Source organism: Bartonella sp. AP58NXGY (assembly GCF_042195785.1).
GTDB lineage: Bacteria > Pseudomonadota > Alphaproteobacteria > Rhizobiales > Rhizobiaceae > Bartonella.
The window spans coordinates 1-19,088 of the sequence record NZ_JBHIOY010000001.1 but is presented as its reverse complement, the minus strand read 5'-3'; the positions used below and the strand labels follow the sequence as shown (position 1 = coordinate 19,088).

The window sequence follows — 19,088 nt, the reverse complement described above, 5'->3', positions numbered from 1 at the left end:
AAAACTGAAGAGCTGATAGAAAAAAATTTATTTCATACCTTGTAACTCTAAATTTTAATCATTTTTGTTAAAGGTTCTTATGCAACTTTTTCTACATTTAGCACTATCTCTCCACTGGTTTGCAACAACGGATTAATAGCTAGATTCGTCTGTGTCATAATAGTCCTCCTTTTGTAAAACAGAGCTTAAATCTCGATGTATAAACATTGTTATTCTTTAATATATTCTCTTCATATGCTTTAGATTAACAACACACCAAAACCCAAAATAAAAATATTTATTTTACTTAAGTTATTGAATATTATTTAAAAAGTATGGAAATAAAGTGATTAAAGAGTTAAAAAATTATTTAAAAGTTCAAATCCATCTACATTTTAGAGCCATCACGCATGGTAATAGCAGTTATCATTAAGGTATACTAAGTATGCTTGATAACTTTTCTGCCTCTTGCCTATAGGGAGTTCTAGATAGAGATAATACTAGAATCCATCCGCGAATGCTCGACAATAAAGCTGTAAACAAAATTATTTCTTTGTTGTTTAATCCGTTAAGCTGGATCCATTTTTCATATTTGTCTATATTTTTAATTATTTGCGCTGCTGAATCCCTGTATTCCTCCCAATTGTTGTATTTTATAAAAAATTGCTACGAATTATCCTTTCCAAAGTCGATAATTCATCATCACTCTCGCCCAAAATTGCTATAATGGCTGGACAGGTATTTAAATCAATGGTCAGGGGGAGGGGTTCATTTTCTTTAAAAAAGAGCATAAAATGGACGACATTTTCCCAAGAATGAAGCTTTTGCTGCCATAGATTAATATCTTGTATGATACGACCATCAATTTTATTGATAAGAAAGATAATACGCCCTTTTTTCTTAAAGCGACTTGGTGTTTGCGAAAACACTCCCGTAATAAGGTTAATGGAGCTTTCAAGTAAATCATTTTCATAGCAATGTGCAAACAAAGTGGGCGCAATCCCCCCGTGGAGGCGGGCTCCTACTTCGATCATCACTGGACCACGAGCTGTGCATGATTTCCATATGCGCAGGCCCATATTCAATCCCCACCGCGCGAATGCACTGTTTTGCATAAGAGATAAGAGCGGCATAAAGGGGATCTTGAGCATCAAGCACATCAAGCGATTCATAAACAAAAGCACTTCCATTATGAATACCTTTTTTATATCGCGATAAAGCACATACCTTTATAGCCTCTCCCTTTACGATGGCGTCGACGATGTATTCCTCTCCCTCCAATCTTTCTTGGAGCAAATAAGCCTCGTTAGGTGCGCCAAAAATATTTTTTTGCGTCCAGTCGATTCTAGAGGACCATGCCGCCACTTCCTCAAGATTAGAGAAAAATAAAACACCATCGCTTCCTGCAGAATCATTTGGCTTTACCACATAGCCGCTGTGGCTTTCAAAACCATCGAAAGTATAATTGTCTTTTGTAAGAATTTTTGATCGGATATAAGATAAACCGTTTTCACAAAGGTGCTTCTGCATTGCTGCCTTTTTCCGTCGCCAATCTGTGGTTGAGGGATTATTCCCAGGGCAATTATAATAAGCCGCCAATTGATCTGCACAATAAATACCCCCTTCGGCCCCCGCTATTACAGCCTCTATCGTTCCGATAGGAAAGCGTGTCTTTATCTCATCTACATTATGAAGTTTCGCTTCTGCCATGCCCTCTCCCTGATAAGAAAGCATATAGTGTGAAAAAGGAGCTTGTTGAGAGATAACACCATAACAAGCATAGCCTAATTTTTGCAAAGCAGGGCCATAGAGGGCACCCGTGGAGAAAGGGTCGACAATAAGAATAGGTTTTCTCATACTTTGTTCCGCTGTAATAAAAGGAAAAGAACATAAATAAAGATTATTAGCCCTATAAGGGGGAGAAGATAAACAGCTGCTTGAGGACCCATAAGGGCAGAGCTTGTAAGAAGACCAAGAATGACATAACCTGTCGATTGGGAGAGAGTATAAAGCATACCGCGCTATAGCTTCCCAGCAGCTCTGCTTGAGCCTCTGTTTTGGTCGCTTCAATCGTATGTTTGCGGGCATTAATTCGCATGGTATTCATTGAAAGTCCAATAAAAAAGCAAAAGACCACAGCCAAATAGGGCGATTGTGTGGTGCTAAAAATAAGATCAGCTACGCTCAACATAAGGGCTGGGAGAATAAATTCAAAGCGCGGGATTTTGATAAAAGCAGCTAGAAAAGCCCCCACACCCGCAACTGCGCTGCACAGCCCATAATATTCAGAGCCAAAATTTTTCACACTCTGAAAAAGAATAGTTGCCAGCGTATTATAAGCGCAAATATGAAAGCCAATAAGTCCTATGAAGACGCATAAAAGTTTAAGCTCACGGGAGAGCCCATCCGCTTGCGGTGTAGGCGCTGGCTTCTTACCAATTTCAAGTGCTGTGGTATCTGTGGCGTTATATTCATCGCAAAAGATAATATATCCGGCTATAATGCTTATAATGATGTCAAACACACAAAGTGTCACAATCAAACCATTATAGCCGATTTCAGCTGCAGCCCCTTGAGGGCTGGTTGCTTCCAAGAGATAACCACTCAATGCTGCTCCCAAAAAGGCGCCAATCTGCACCACTGTTTGCATAATGCGGGAAGCCTTTTGAGCACTAATATAGCCACTAAGCGAGAGTTTAGTATTATAAGTCTCCAGCGTACTTAAAGTGATCAAAGAGAGATAACCAATAGAGATAGAGACAGCGATAAAACCAAAGGGGGAATCAGCGTAATGGAAAAATGCAATCAATAAAAGAAGGCTATAGATAATGATCCGCCTTTTGTATAAATCTACCAACCGCAGTGAGGCTTTAATGCGCACAAGTCCGCTTTTTTTCAAAAGATAGGGCATAAGGGTGCCCAAAGCCATGGTTACGCCTAGGAAAACCGATGAGGAGGTTATGCGATAAGCATTCCAAAGATTACTTAAAAATAAAACCATATCAGAAAGATACAGCAGGACAACAAGCCCATAAAACCGAAACATTAATTCTTTGCGCACATCACCTTCCCCCCATGTTCGTATATCTAAAAATATACATCTATACGTTTTTATAAAAAACTAATATCTGTGTCGTTAGGCATGTCAAGTTCTTTCGATAAGAGCATGATATAAATTTGAACAATAATGTTTATCATTGTGATAGCTAATTTTCGGAGAGACTGAGAGCAGAGACAGTTGGTGTTTTTATTGTGCTTCTTGTAGGATGTTTTGCCAATAAGAAGTTTCTTCGCTAAACGGCTAGCATAGCTATGTTCTTGGGGGGGGATGTGCTCGATCCTATTTGAGTGTGAAAATAAGTTAAGGGGGGAGGCAATAATGGCGCTTATGTTTTCGTTGTTACCTTAAAAAACTTTCTCCTTCTGACTTTAATGTAGCAATAGCACAAGTTTTTTCTTTGCTATGTAACAGCACCATAGGCATTGTTATTTTTTATTCGTATTTGTCACTTTCATTTTTTGGCGCTTCCAATATGACTTTTGTAGTACATTCACTTTGTTTCTCATGGCAATAAATGATGAGGCTTTCTATTTTTCATTGCTTTCCTTAAGAAAGTTTTGTACCAGAAGAGATTGATCAACCATCATTTCTGGTTATTTTTCAAGTACTAAAGAATCTATTTTGATGGAATAATAAAGTTTTCCTTTTTAATATAGCAACTAAAGCTTTTTCTGAACATGTATAATAACGATGCAAATGCTATGCTAGACTTTTTAGGTTTGTCTGAATCTGAGTTACGACTATTGCTCTTTGGTAAGAGCAAAAGAATAAGCTTCAACGATACTATATTGCATTCACGATGTGTAGGTAAACTTCCTGTAAGATAATGATACGTATGAATCTTCAATACCGTAAAATTGTTTTACATTATTTATAAAGGTATAGTTTCTGAATAAATGCACATAAAATATTAATTTTGTTCTATCTTTATATGTAAATATTTTATTTTCATATAAAAAATTGATCATACGACAGAATAGAGATTTTAAAAGCCTAAAAAAGGATTTTGCTTTCTTAAATTTAATGATCTAAAATGAAAATTGTAAGAATGCCTGTTTTTAAACAGGATGTATCATGCATATCGACTGGTATTCATTTTAGAGGATAATTTATGTTCACTTCAAATTTGAAGGAACGCATTGCTTTATTTGAAAATAGAACTTTTCTCTATTTTACTTTGAGCGGCTTATTTGCTACATTTGGAAGTGGACTAAATTATATTACATTGTCATGGCTCGCTTACAATCAGACGGGCTCAATCCGTGGTGTAGCGTTGATGATGCTTTTTCTTTGGACGCCTGGCATTATTTTTGCGCCTATTTTTGGCATATTGGCAGATAAATATAACCGTAAAACGCAGATTATTATTTCAAATCTTGTGAGAGGTTTGGTAATCGTAAGCTGGGTAATGCTTTGGCATTTTGGTATAGAAATTGAATTGATGGTCTTATCTGCTCTTTTGGGTATTTTTATCCCTTTTTATATGCCATCAGCTATTTCTTTAATTCAAAGTATTGTGCTGAAGGAACAGCTCATCAATGCAAATGCGACCATCGATATGGTTTATGAACTTGGCACTATCGTAGGTATGGGCTTAAGTGGATTTATACTGTCCTATGCAGGAACAAAAGGAACTCTTCTAATAGGTGGTATATTCTTTATCATTGCTGGTTTATTTAATTTTGCAATGAAGGTACCTAAAAACCGAAGATCTAAAAATCAAAACCAGCAAAATTGGTGGGAAAATTATACAGCATCCCTTCATTATTTTAAACAGAATCCGGCTCTTTTTGTACCTTATATAAGCCAGATGATTATTATGACTCTTTTGATGACCATTCCTGTTATTCTTGTTCCTTATATACAAGAGGTTTTACATGCGGATAGCACGACCTTTGCAATATTTGAGGTGCTTTATTCTATGGGCGTATTGACAGGTGCGTTTTTTTCACCACTTCTTTGTAAAGTTTTATCCATAAGGAAAACATTAGCCATTTTATTAGCTTTTATGGCTATTGGCCTCGCTATTTTATCTGTTAATACACACAATTTTGTTGTTTTTCCTGTTTACTTTATGATTGGGTTTGGACTTTCGAGTTGGGCTCTTTCGATTTCTTTATCACAACTCTCTTGTGATCCTGAATACCAAGGAAGATTGCAGGCAAGTTTTAATGGTATCTCTGGATGCTTGATCCTCGGAGTCTACCTCACTATGGCAAGCGATAGCAGTAGCATATCACCCCAATCGATATATTTTTTTCAAAGCATTGTTGCGTTTGTTGGAATACTCATAGTGCTGTTTTATAAACATGAAAAACAATAAATTACGTTTAAGTGTGGTCAATATACGCTATTTTATAAATATTTACGCTGCAGCACATTTCATATTTTGCTTTTAAAGGAGAGTTGAGAAAATGTAAAAGTTGGTACTTAATGAATAAAGCATAAATTGATGTATGCTAGAGAATACCCTTTACTTTTTGATAATGACCCAAAAGAATTGATGCGTTTCTTTAATTCACCTCACTGCTGTTAAGAAGACGAAAACGGAACACTTTAAATCTTCTTGAAAGTTTTTTGTCTAAGCGTAGCAGAAAGTAAAGCGATGAGGGAATATCTTATCATACGGGGAGAGTATTGCATTATTTTTGTTTTTCAAAATCCATATGAAAAATTGTATCAATTTCATCTTCATTGGAATGAGTATTTCTACGACGATGCAAGGTTTGCACAATCTCTTTTTTTAAAACAGCATCTGTTTCACTTAAACGGTGAATACTGAGTTCCAATTCAAGAGATAACGCCAAATCCACGCACAATTTAAGCTCTTCTCCAATGTCGAAACCGCGTTGATAGTCGTCATAAAGACCAACCAGTGTATCAGATAATTCTTTATCGCATAAAGAGGTCATGCTTAATTCCTCAACGTTGCGGGTTTCCATGCAGCTTTTTTAAGTATCACTCCACTATCATCACTTAAAATTGCCATGTATACGAACCTCATGGTTTTGTCAATTTTCTGCAAAATACGCGCTTTTAAATCAAAGCCTATTAAAGATTTTATTACTCCAAGATTTTGAAGCGCCCAATTGTAAATATGGATGGCAATGTGTTTACTATAGAATTTATAGCATTTAAAATACATTGCCAAAAGGCTTTTAATATGCGTAGAGGAAGAGTATTCTGACGATAAACCAAACACCCTGAAATCTCTATTGCCAATTACAGCTAAATCAGTGCCATTAATATATAAAATAAGCAAACAGGGTTTGTAAACGTCTAACTTTTTAATAACGAGTGATAATCTCATTTTTTGTAGAATACCAATTATTTTGCCTATTTTATATTGATTTTTAGACATTGATAAACTTTTTACCTTATAAAAACCTATGGGAAATGCGTTTGCATATTTTTGTAATAAGATTTCAGTGGTATATTGCACAGCATGAAATGAAGAGAATCGTATTAGGCTTTTTGCTTTTGAAAGAATATGACTGCGACTTTTGAGAAAGCAGTTGGCAACAATTGGCTTGGCATGCAAACTGATAGAGTTGGCAGTGGTGCGTTTAGTTTTTTCATTGGCCTGTGTCCAAATGTTTTTGACTCTGGAAAATAGCCTCTGATAGGCTTGAGTTTTTCCAAGATTATATTACAGGGGCGCAGCTCAGAAAAATACCACGGCGATTGCATTTTTTGTAATTGTCATAATTTTCGCTCCTGCTTAAATGGATGCTGTAACATCCGTTTTTGTGGGGTTATGTATGTGATAACTGCTCTTCTTAAGGGGCAGTAATGATAGATGTAAATCAATATAATTATTTAGTCAGCAATTATATTGATTTTGGAGTGTTTTTTTTGGCTCGTCCGGAAGCAAAACCTAAAACTGAGTTGGCAAAACGTTTTCGTGAAGTGCGTCACGCTCTTGGTTTTACAGAGCGTAAGCAGTTTGCTGAACATCTTGGTATCACTGCTGGCTCTATAGGAACTTATGAAACTGGTATAAGTGAGCCTACAGCCTCTGCGCTCTCCAAATATCAAGAAATTTGTGGTGTTTCATTAGATTGGCTTGTAACGGGTGATGGTGAGATGTTTTCAGATGTGGCAAAGGCGAAAGCAGCTGGTTTTAAACCGCAGGCGATTCCTACTGGGCTGATGAAAAAGCTGGGACATTTAGTTTATACGACCTATCATGATGCAAAAATAACACTTTCTCCTGAAGATGTTGCGGAATTAGCAGCAGAGCTTTATGGAAGATTGCAAGAGCTTATTCAAAACCTCAATGATATAGAAGAAGTCGAAGCCACTTTGCCACTTTTAAAATTACATTTAAAGCGTAAAATCGAAACTGAAAAGCACATCTAGAAATTTCATAAGTTACGATTGAACAGCCTTTTAAAAAAATAAAACTTTTTTGATCTTCTGCTGTATAACCAAGTTTGGAATGTGAAAATCTCACGATTTTCGAGTCTCTTATTCGATCTGAAAAACGAGAAACTATCATTATAAATCAATACATTGCTCTAATACAGATAAAAAGAATGACGAGTAGTGATACAAACAAAATTTCTACAAAAGGAAGCGAGTATAGCATCATTCCTGAAATATTTGTTGGTTGAAGAAAAGATACGGACAACAGTGAAAATACAGTGGGTTATGTGAGAGGAAAGAGTTTAGAAAACAGCTTCTTTTCGATTTGTAATATTAAAAAAATTCATACAATAGTGAAAATACAAGGACGGTGTTTGATGACTATAGAAGAGGAATAGACATGAAAGAGAGAAGAATGAAAGATTATTTATAGCGCTTTTATCTTTTTTATGAAGACGATGAGATGAGTACGTTAAAACTTTTAATAGGAAGTTTCTCATTATATTGGATATAAAAAAATTCTTTCAAAGATGTACATCATATATTGAAACAGATTACTTCGCAGCAAAGAGTGATGTTATCATGATAATCGTCATTATTACATTATGCTATAAGTTAAAAAATCATAAATTTGTGCTTATAAGAACAGCTATTTTATTGAGAAGTATTTTTACAAATTTATAAAAAATTATTTTTACACTCTTGCCATTCTTTTAATGCGCTTTATTTGAAAAGTAGAATTGCTCTTTAGTGAAACTATTTTTGTTAAGAGATAAATCGCAGTATTTTTGAATGGAGATAACGGTATATTTTCAAAGTTTTGTGTTTTTATTTATTTTTTAGCTTGAATCCCTCTAGCTAAAAGGGTTGGGGACTTTTCTAGATTCGATGTTGTTGCAAAGATTTTAGGGCGATGCCGTAAAAATATCGGCATCGGAAGGGGAGGGTTTTGTCTTGATTTATTGGTTTTTGAAGTGCGCAAACTGAGGGTTTTGCCATGAGTGTTTCCGCGCGTTGTAATGATGTTGAACTCTGTTGGAGGAGGTTCTTATGAAAAAAAAATATTCCACACCAAATTTAATTAAAGTTGTCTCTCTTAGTGCGGTAATGGCGACACTCTTATCGAGTGTTTCTCCTGTTTTTGCGGCGAATCTCTCAATAACAGGAGAGCTGGTTAGAAGCACAAATGGTGGTAATGTCATGTATCCGCATGGTAGTCATGGGAGTGTTGTTTTTGCTGGTGATGATGACTACTGTGGTGCAGACAATGTTATTGGTCGTGGCGGCAAACAACAGCAGGCAATTCCTGATACTGGACGAATAACCGCAGAGCAACAATATAATAGATTTATTACTGATCAAGAGTTTAACGGTCGTCATCCTTATGGTACGACCACTGAACAGGTTATTTGGACGGGTGATGGATATACGGGTAGCACTAATGGTAGAGTTTTGGGTGGTTATATGGGGACATTTTCCACCAGTGGTATCGCTAATGCTATGCCTGAGGCTTATGGCGTTTATTCTTTTGCAACAGGTTGTGGGTCTGCAGCGACGGGTAATTATTCAACCGTTTTGGGTGCAGGTGCAACGGCGAAGGCTGGAGGAGCGCAAGCCTTTGGTGTTTCCGCACTTGCAAGTGGCAAAGCAGCTGTTGCTATAGGTGTAGGCTCAGAAGCATCGGGGAAATCTGCTGTTGCTTTTGGTGGTCTCGCAACCGCCTCTGGTAAAAATAGCATTTCTATAGGTGAGAGTTCCAAAGCTACGCAGGACGATGCTATTGCGGTTGGTTCAAATGCAGAAGGGGGCGGTATAAATAGTGTTGCTATTGGTAAGTTTGCATCTGCGTCTGGTTACAATAGTGTTGCGTTAGGATTAAAGACCAAAGCAAGTAATGATTATACGGTTGCTATAGGTTCGAAGGCTGAAGCGGAAGCTCTTGGTTCTATTGCAATAGGTGGCGGAGAACCTGCAGAAAATGGGCAGGAAAGAAAAGTAATAGCTAAAGGTAAAAATTCGATTGCTATAGGTTCCCATACTTATGCTGAGACGGCTCATTCAGTTGCAATTGGTATAAATGCACAAGTACATGTTATAGATGGCGTTGCTGTGGGTGGGGGATCTGTCTCTCGTGTTGATGGGAAAGTTTTAGGGTATGATCCTGTAACAAATACTACAACAACAAAAAGTGATCTTGCATGGAAAAGCACTGCAGGTGATTTTAGTGTTGGTAATACTAACCAGAATTTAACGCGACAGATTACAAATGTCGCAGCAGGGAGTAAAGACACTGATGCAGTGAATGTTGCACAGTTGAAAGCTATGAGAGATGTCATAGCAGAGGGAGGGGGGTGGAAACTTTCTGCTAACGATACCGATCCGACAGATGTGAATTCAGGCAATACCGTAGATTTTTCAGTGAAAAGTGAAAAAGAAGCGGGAAAAGACAACTTAAAGATTGCAAAAAACACTGCAGATAATAAGCATAAAATTGAATTTACTTTAAATGATCATCTTAAATTGACGCAAGTCACCACAGGCCAAAGCACGATGAGTGATGATGGCTTTTTTGTTAACGGTGAAAGCGGTTCACGCATGACTGTAGACGGCTTTTTTATTAATGGTAATGATGGTCCAAGCATGACTATTGATGGTATTGATGCTGGAAATCAAAAGATCACAAACGTAGCAGATGGGTCTGAACCTAACGATGCAGTGAATTATAAACAGTTGCAAGAGGTGAAAAACGCGAACAAAACGAGTTGGCAGCTTGCTGTTAACGGGGGAAATGCTACGGCTATTGGTCCAAATGGTACAGTAAATTTTCAGTCAGTTGACAATAAAGGTACAAAAAATATCAAGATCGAAAAAGATAATGATCACAATGTCACATTTGATCTAGCTGATGATATTCAGGTAATGACTGTCACAGCAGGAGACAGCATTATGGATGCTGCTGGCTTTAGATTTGACGGTGATGAGGGGCCGAGCATAACTGTTAATGGTATTCATGCTGGTGATAAAACGATTAAAGGAGTAGCGGCAGGGGAAGAAGATACTGATGCTGTAAATTATAAGCAGTTGACAGAGGTAAGAACACTTGCTGAAGCAGGCTGGAAACTTTCTGTTGATGGTAACAATGCTACAGATGTTAAAGCTGGGAGTACAGTAGATCTTGTTGCGGATGCGGGTGAGGACGGAAGCAAAAATATAAAAATTGCAAAAGACAGTAATAAAGTTACATTTGCTTTGAATGATAACCTTAAGCTTACGAGTGTCACGACAGGCAACAGCATTATGAGTGATGAGGGCTTTAAGTTTATTGATGGTAATGGACCAAGCATAACTTTAAATGGTATTCATGCTGGTGATAAAAAAATTACAGGAGTAGCTAAGGGGGAAGAAGAAACCGATGCTGTAAATTATAAGCAGTTGACAGAGGTAAGAACACTTGCAGAAAATGGCTGGAAGCTTTCTGTTGATGGGAATAATGCTACAGATGTTAAAGCTGGGAGTACAGTAGATTTTGTTGCTGGTGCGAGTGATGATGGAAGCAAAAATATCAAAATTGTAAAAGATAATAACAAAGTCACATTTTCTTTGAATGATCAGATTAAGCTCACGAGTGTTACAACAGGCAACAGCATTATGAGCAACGATGGCTTCAAGTTTGTTGATGGAGGACCAAGCATAACTGTTGATGGTATTGATGCTTACAATAAAAAAATCACAAAAGTTGCTAACGGAACTGATGATACCGATGCTGTGAATTTTAAGCAGCTGAAAGATGTTACAGCGGGAATTAAAACGGGTTGGAAGCTTGCTGTTGAAGACGGAGAAGCTACAGATGTTAAAGCTGGGAGTACAGTAAAGTTTGTAGCTGCTGCAGATAAGAATGATCACAAAAATCTCAAAATTGTAAGAGGCAATAATAACGAGGTAACATTTGATTTAAACGAACTTATTAAAGTTAATAAAATAAAAGTAGGGGATGAAGTTACTATAACTGATAATGGCTTGGTGATTAAACGTGGTCCAAGTATAACATATGGCGGTATTGATGCGGGCGATAAAGTAATTAGAAGAGTGGAAGACGGTATTTTGGGTACGGATGCAGTTAATCTTAACCAGTTGAAGACAGTAGAAGAGAAAATAAAAGAAGTGGCGGACGATAGTCTTGTTAAATGGAAAGAAGATCAGAAGCTTATCACTATTGGTGCTGAAAAAGGCGGTACGAAAATTGATATCACAGGTACTGAGGGAGAGCGAACCATTGCAGGTGTGAAAAATGGTGAAATTTCCAAAGACTCCATGGAAGCTGTAAATGGTAGTCAAATTAATACAATAGCTGGAGATGTTGCAAAATTCTTTGGTGGGGATGCAGCGTTTGAAGACGGTGCTTTTAAAGGACCAAAATATAGTTTATCTGTTATTGTTGAAGATGGTACTATAGAAAATGCTAATTATCGTGATGTTGGTTCTGCATTGAAAGGACTTGATGGGAATGTCAAAAGTGTGAATAATCGTTTGACGAATGTTACTAATGAATTCACTCAGAGATTTGATACTCTCTCTCAAGATGCGTTACTTTGGAGTGAAGAAGAACAAGCGTTTGTTGCACGGCATGGTGGAGAGGGTAATAAAACAAAAAGTAAGATTAGCTATCTTATGAATGGGGAAATTCACGAAGAATCAACAGATGCAATTAATGGTAGCCAAATTAATAAAATATCTGGAGATATCGCGAGTTTCTTTGGTGGTGGTACTTCATTTGAAAATGGTGTTTTTGTTGGACCACAGTATAATTTATCTACAGTTTCGACAGATGGTATAGTAGCACAGAAAACTTTTGAAGATGTTGGTTCGGCTTTAGAAGGACTTGATGTAAATGTCAAAAATGTGAATAAACATATACAATATGTAGACAAGAAATTTGATGATAAATTTGATAAATTTTCTCAAGACGCGTTACTTTGGAGTGAAGAGGAACAAGCGTTTGTTGCACTGCGTGGACCAAATGGACAGAAGACAGATAGTAAGATTAAGTTCCTTGCGGATGGCGATATTTCAGGAGATTCAACAGATGCAATAAATGGTTCTCAACTTTATAAGATGGGCGATAAGATTGCGAATTATTTTGGCGGTGGTGCTCGCTATGAGAATGGAGAGTGGATAGATCCTACTTTCAAAGTTTCTCAGCGTAATGAGGATGGCACTATTGTTGAGAAAAAGCATCATAATGTCGCTGATGCTTTTGAAGGTGTCGATAATTCTATTACGGATATCTATAATCAGATTAATAATGTAACAGAAAATAGCCTTGTAAAACAGGAGGGAGAAGATGGTCTTATTACTGTGGGTAAAGCAACCGGTGGTACTGAAATCAGCCTTGTAAATAAAGATAATCAAGAAAGAACACTTTCTGGTGTGAAAGATGGAGAACTTTCTCAAACATCAACGCAAGCGGTAAATGGTTCACAGCTTTTTGCTACGGATAAGAAGGTTACAACTGTTACTGACAATCTTACAACAGTCGCTCAAAATACATCGAAATATTTTGGGGGTAGTACAGATGTACTGAATGGTGTAGAACCAGCTTTCCTTATTCAGGGGGAGACATATCATAATGTTACGGAAGCGTTTACAGGTGTTAATACTTCGATCACAAATATTGATAATAAGATTTCCGAAGTGGTAAAAAATAGTCTTGTTAAGCAAGACGGAGTTTCTGCTCCTATCACTATTGGTAAGGATACAGCTGGTACTGAGATCAATATTGCGGGATATGCTGGTGTAGCGCGTTCTATTTCTGGTGTTAAGGCAGCAGAGAAGGGCGATGAAGCTGTTAACAAAGACCAACTGGATAAAAGCATAAAGGATATTACGAAAGATATTGAGACAGTAACTGCTTCTGCAGTTCTCTACGATAAAGGTGAAAATGGCAATGTTAATTACAGTAGTGTAACTTTAGGTGGCGATAAGAGCAATGGGCCGGTTGCTCTCTTGAATGTTAAGGATGGTGCAATTTCCCAGGATTCTCATGATGCAATCAATGGTAGCCAGATTAATAAAATATCAGGAGATATTGCAAATTACTTTGGTGGTGGTGCCGCATTCGAAAATGGTGCTTTTAAACAACCAAAATATAGCTTATCTACCATTGTTGAAGATGGCCAAGTAGCAAAAGTTAACTATTATAATGTTGGTGATGCTTTGACGGGGCTTGATGCGAATGTCAAAAGTGTGAATCAGCGCTTAACGAATGTATCCAATGAGTTTAATCAGAAAATTGAAGGTATCTCAAAAGATGCTTTATTATGGGATGATGAAGAAGGAGCATTTGTTGCACGTCATGAAAAAGATGGGCAGAAGACAAAGAGCAAATTAAAGTATCTTTTGGATGGTGAGATTGCCGAAGGTTCAACGGATGCCATTACAGGTAACCAACTTTATCTCATGAGCAACAAGCTTGCTAATTATTTCGGTGGTGGTGCTAAATATGAGAATGGTCAATGGACAGACCCTACCTTCAAGATTTCTAAAGTCGATGAGAATGGCAATACTGCTGAGAAAGAGCACCATAATGTCGCTGATGCTTTTGGTGATATTAATACGGGGATGTCAAATATTAATAACCGTATTAATGATGTCATCAACAAGGTTGATTCAGATGTTCTACACTGGAATAAGGAGAAAGGAGCCTATGACGCTAACCATGATGGTCAACCAAGTAAGATTATCAATGTAGCCGATGGTAAAGTTGAAAAAGGTTCGAAAGATGCGGTTAATGGTGGACAACTTTGGGAAACCAATGAACGTATCACTGGTGTTGAAAAAGATGTTAAGCATATTTCAAATAGAGTTGATAACATTTCCAATACCATTGCTGATATTGGTGATACAGTTCTCAATATTAATGGTAAAGTTGATAACATCAATAATAGAGTTGACAACATTGAAGAGGATGCGGTTCGTTATGATAGAGATGAAAACGGCAAAAAAACCAATAAAATCACATTAGCGGGTGGTGATGCCAGTGAACCTGTTCTGATTGATAATGTCGCTGATGGTAAAATTGAAAAAGGTTCGAAAGAGGCTGTAAATGGTGGACAATTGCATGATTACACCCAAGAACAGATGAAGATTATTCTTGATGAATCCAAGCAGTATACGGATCAACGGGTTAATAATATTGTGATTGATGCGATTGATGATGCTGTTGATCGGGCTAAGCAATATACAGATATGAAGTTTGATGTTTTAAACTATAGTATTGAGAGTGTGAAAAAAGAGGCCAGACAAGCAGCGGCTATTGGGCTAGCGGTTTCTAACTTACGCTACAATGATACACCTGGAAAATTAAGCGTTGGATTTGGTACTGGTTTATGGCGTAGTCAATCTGCATTTGCCTTTGGTGCAGGTTACACCTCAGAAAATGGAAAATACCGTTCTAATATATCCGCAACAACTTCTGGAGGTCACTGGGGTATAGGTGCGGGATTCAATATGACATTGAATTGATAATAAACAAAATACATAAAAATTTCTTTTCACCCCTGTCTCATGAGGCAGGGGTGGAATTTTTTTTACGTATGTAAAAAAATATATAAATTGATAAGTGATATAATGATAACTACAGGTAAAAAAACAGCAAAAGCTTGCAAGATTTCAACAAAGCGAACTTCTTTTTCAAAATAAGATAATAAGCTTTTTCATATAATATATGTTCATTATTTGCTGCTTTAAGTTTTAAATCTAAAAGATCTATAGAGCTTTATAGATAGAAAAAATAAATACCCTTTCACTTTCTCCAAAGTTGCAAATTTACTAAAAAACTCTCTGATAAGGTAGAAGTATATCGTTAAATTTATTTCAATTTTATTGGAGGAGGTTATAAAAACAATATACTAAACTAACTCCGCCCTATGCACAAATTAGCTTTTCTATAGGAGCTACATGTCAGAAGATAGAAAGATTTGCTCTAATTTATCGATTACAAGTGCTGGCGAACAATGGGGATATGCACAGGGTTTAGTGTAACGCTGAATTAGCAATAAAAAACTCAAACCCAAAAGGTTTATCCTAAATAAGACGAAGCAAACAGATTTTAACCATCAACGCCGTTAAGTCTTTATTTTTGTTGATTTTAATGAGAGGTTTGTGGTTAAAGTATAAAGGGTGCAGATGATACAAAGGAGAGGTATAGATTGCATCCATAATTGAATATTACAAGATTTTTAGCGACGCGCTAAATTATGATGCTGTACAGTGCCCCTGCATTTCTTACAAGCATTCTGCTTTTATTGCAAAAAGGACACACTAGAATCCATAATGATATACTTTATTGAAAAGACTCATTTTTTTCTTGCTATTTTATTTTAATTGCTTAATCGTAGATGAAGTATCTTAGTAGGACTCGTTTTGATGGAAACCTTTCAAAGGGGGAAAGTAAAAATGCGTATAGAATATATTTCAAACGTACATTTCATTTTGATGTTATAGCTTAAGGCTAAAAGAGCTACGGATTCTGAAATATTTAGGCGTTCACTCATTAATAGCTAATAAATCCTTAATAGAAAGAAATTACAAGTAAGAGAACAATTAAAAAACCCTTACTTTAAAGCAGCTCATTAAAAAAACACCTCAAGTAAAACCCTTTTTAATACATATTTAATATTTATATACACTAATATAATACAGAAAAGCCCTTTTACACTTAATATATAAAACAAAAACCCGTTTTCAATAAGAACCTAAAAATATTTTCCATACTCATGAAAGAGTTTCATTTAGGTCTGGTTATAGAAATCACATGCAACACAAACATAAAAAGATTTAAAATGCTAACAACAAAACATTCAAAATCCAAATCTCACGCGCTTCTTATCATTAAAATATGTCTTTTTTGTGTTCTTAAGTGTGTTTCTAAAGGTTTTTTTGGGGAGTTCATTATGAAGAAATTATATACCACACAAGGGGCGAGTGAATTACAACTTTCTCGTTTTTCTTTTGTTAAAATTCTTTCATTGGCTGTGGTAGCTACATTTGTATCGAATATTACCTCTGTTTTTTCAGCAAATCCTGATTTTAGAAATACATTTGTTGAAGGTTTAAAAAGTGCTGATATATCTTATCCAAAAAGTATCGTCTCTGTTGCTGGTTCGAATACTTCTGATGACTACGCAAATTTTTTAGCCAAAATCTTGTCTAATGTCAGTGATTATAGTCCTGTTGTGAATGTTTTAGCTCCAGATAATAGTACTGCATCGAAAGGTGTATCAAGTATATTCAAAGCTGAAAATGTGAGTGATAAAAAAGTACAACAGTTCACAAAAAGTATTCATACAAATTCTATAGATGGTGTAGATTTTTCAAACTCTCCTGGTTTGTTAAGAGCAGTATCGACCCAAAGAGCTGCAGCAAAAGGCAATGGTCATCCTTTGGAGCAGGGTTATAGTGCGAGTGCAAAAGGTTATGATGCTGTTGCGTTAGGTCCATTGGCGGAAGCAAAACAAGATAGAAGTGTTGCTATAGGTTTATCTTCTTACGCTAATGCTCATAATAGTATTGCGATTGGTTCTGCTCCAGACTATGCTACTGGAGAGCAAAGAACAACTGCTGGAGATGAAAAAGCAATTGCCATAGGTTTTCAAGCTAGAGCTTTCGGCAAGTTTACAATAGCGTTGGGGGATTCTGCTGGCACTACGCAGGAAGATGCGATTGCTATTGGTCATCATGCAAATGCTTTTAGTCAGCATTCAATAGCTATAGGTTCTAAGGCACAGGTGGATGAGGGGGGAGAGCGTGGTATTGCTCTAGGTTATCAAGCACGGGTATCAAGTGAAGTGGATGGCATTGCTATAGGCTACATGGCTCATGCTTTAGGTAAAGACAGTGTTGCGATAGGTTCCGAATATAATGAAACGGTTGGGCCAGACGATCATACCTTTGCGAAGGGTGATTATTCAACGGCTGTGGGTGCTGTTTCTAAGGCTTTGGAGTATGGTACGACTGCTGTTGGTCATCGTGCACAGGCACTTAGTAAGCATGCTATTTCTCTTGGATTTTATTCGAAAGCAGAGGGAGAGGGAGCTATCGCTATCGGTGTTGATTCTGTGGTTTCGGTGAATGATGGCGTTGCTATAGGGAGATATTCTGTATCCGATAGGGCTGCTGGTGTTTTGGGGTATACTTCTTTGCTGCAGGGGCCGGCAAAAAACACTAAAGCGCACTGGAAGAGCACGCAGGGTGCCGTTAGTATTGGTGATCTTAGTAAGGGCATAACGCGGCAGATTATAGGTGTAGCAGCTGGTAGTGAACCTACTGATGCAGTAAATGTTATACAGTTAAAAGACTTAGAAAGTCTCGTAAGAAATGACGGTTGGAAACTATCTGTTGGGGGTAAGAATGGTAAGACCGTTATTATGGACAGCGCGGTAGATTTTTCCGCTGGAAGTACAAATCTTACGATTACAAAAAGTGATAAAGATAATAATGTAAAATTTGATCTAGCTAAGGAAATTGCAGTCAATAAAGTAACTGCAGGAAGCAGTACCCTAGACGCAACAGGCTTAGTGATTTCTGGTGGACCGAAAATAATCATTTCTGGGATAGATGCTGGGGGTAAAAAGATTACAGGAGTGTCTGATGGCACTGGAGCGAACGATGCAGTTAATTTTTCACAGTTAAGCAAAACCAATGAGAGTCTTTCGTCGACAGCGAGAAATCTGGAAACGGCTATGGCGAATACATCAAAATATTTTGGTGGAGGTGCAGGCGTTGCTGGTTCTGCCATGACGGGACCAACTTATAACTTATCCAAGATTGATACAAAGGGTAATATAACAGAGGGCTCTTTTAATGATGTTGGGAGTGCTTTTGCAGGTCTTGATACAAATATCAAGAATGTGAATACACGGATTAAAGAAGTTTCTGAAGGAGTGGCACAGGATTCTTTGTTATGGAATGATGAGGTCAATGCCTTTGTAGCGCGTCATGAAAAGAAAAAAGAAGAAAAAGGCAAAGCTGTAAGAACACAAGAAAACAGTAGAATTACGTTTCTAGAAAAGGCTGAGATCAGCCCCGACTCAACGGATGCTGTCATTGGTAGTCAACTTTATGCAATGGGTAACACGCTTGCAACCTATTTTGGTGGTGGTGCAGGTTATGATGAGCAAGGACAATGGACTGCTCCAAGTTTTAAGGTTAAGACAGTTAAGGATGATGGTAAATCTGAAGAGATAGACTATGGCAATGTGGCGGATGCTTTGGCTGGAGTTGGTAATTCTTTCACAAATATTAGAAATGAGATTAGCAAAGAAATTAATAATGAGATTACCAATGTGAAAGGTGATAGCCTTGTTAAGAAAGATCAAACAACCAATCTTATCACTATTGGTAAAGAAGTAGAAGGCAGTGAAATCAACATAGCCAACAAGACTGGTGCGGATCGGACACTTTCAGGTGTTGGTGAAGCAACAAAGGATAATGAAGCTGTTAACAAAGGTCAGCTAGATAAAGGTTTGAAGGATCTTTCTACCAGTCTTCAGTCAGATGACTCGGCTGTTGTTCATTACGATAAAACAGGTGATGAAACTGATTATACGAGTGTGACTTTAGGCAAAGGTAAGGATAAGGCAGCTGTAGGACTCCATAATGTTGCCGATGGTCAGATTGCCAA

Annotated in this window: 8 protein-coding genes and 1 pseudogene; 4 read left to right on the top strand and 5 right to left on the bottom strand. The window is 37.2% G+C overall.

What is annotated here, in order from left to right:
* Positions 1-632: 632 nt before the first annotated feature.
* Genes ACFINC_RS00045 through ACFINC_RS00035 form a run of 3 tightly spaced genes read right to left on the bottom strand, consistent with a single transcriptional unit; the run spans position 633 to position 3,040 of the window.
* A complete protein-coding gene (locus ACFINC_RS00045; RefSeq protein WP_375615557.1) occupies positions 633-968 on the bottom strand; it encodes a hypothetical protein in 336 nt (111 codons plus the stop codon).
* A complete protein-coding gene (locus ACFINC_RS00040) occupies positions 949-1,836 on the bottom strand; it encodes an ATP-grasp domain-containing protein (protein WP_375615556.1) in 888 nt (295 codons plus the stop codon). Before ACFINC_RS00040 ends, ACFINC_RS00045 begins: the two co-directional genes overlap by 20 nt.
* Before the next feature lie 52 nt (positions 1,837-1,888).
* Complete coding sequence (locus tag ACFINC_RS00035; protein ID WP_375615555.1) at positions 1,889-3,040, bottom strand: hypothetical protein; 1,152 nt, start codon at positions 3,038-3,040, stop codon at positions 1,889-1,891.
* Positions 3,041-4,151: 1,111 nt separating this feature from the next.
* Here ACFINC_RS00035 and ACFINC_RS00030 point away from each other — a divergent pair.
* On the top strand, positions 4,152-5,363 hold the full coding sequence (locus ACFINC_RS00030; RefSeq protein ID WP_375615554.1) for an MFS transporter: 1,212 nt from the start codon (positions 4,152-4,154) through the stop codon (positions 5,361-5,363).
* A 319-nt stretch (positions 5,364-5,682) separates the two neighbouring features.
* Here the strand turns inward: ACFINC_RS00030 and ACFINC_RS00025 are convergent, their stop codons facing one another.
* Positions 5,683-5,952: a hypothetical protein gene (locus ACFINC_RS00025; protein ID WP_012754562.1), complete on the bottom strand. Its 270-nt coding sequence runs from the start codon at positions 5,950-5,952 to the stop codon at positions 5,683-5,685.
* A 2-nt stretch (positions 5,953-5,954) separates the two neighbouring features.
* Positions 5,955-6,401: a hypothetical protein gene (locus ACFINC_RS00020; protein ID WP_375615553.1), complete on the bottom strand. Its 447-nt coding sequence runs from the start codon at positions 6,399-6,401 to the stop codon at positions 5,955-5,957.
* 494 nt (positions 6,402-6,895) lie between these two features.
* Here ACFINC_RS00020 and ACFINC_RS00015 point away from each other — a divergent pair, with 494 nt between their 5' ends.
* The 3 genes and pseudogenes from ACFINC_RS00015 to ACFINC_RS00005 form a co-directional block, all read left to right on the top strand.
* Entirely contained in the window at positions 6,896-7,402 is a 507-nt protein-coding gene (locus ACFINC_RS00015) for a helix-turn-helix domain-containing protein (RefSeq protein WP_375615750.1), read from the top strand.
* 1,056 nt (positions 7,403-8,458) lie between these two features.
* Positions 8,459-14,929 (top strand): Vomp family autotransporter, encoded by a 6,471-nt coding sequence (locus tag ACFINC_RS00010; RefSeq protein WP_375615552.1) that lies wholly within the window; start codon positions 8,459-8,461, stop codon positions 14,927-14,929.
* Positions 14,930-16,359: 1,430 nt separating this feature from the next.
* Positions 16,360-19,088 (top strand): annotated as a pseudogene (locus tag ACFINC_RS00005) (hypothetical protein); the annotation flags it as partial.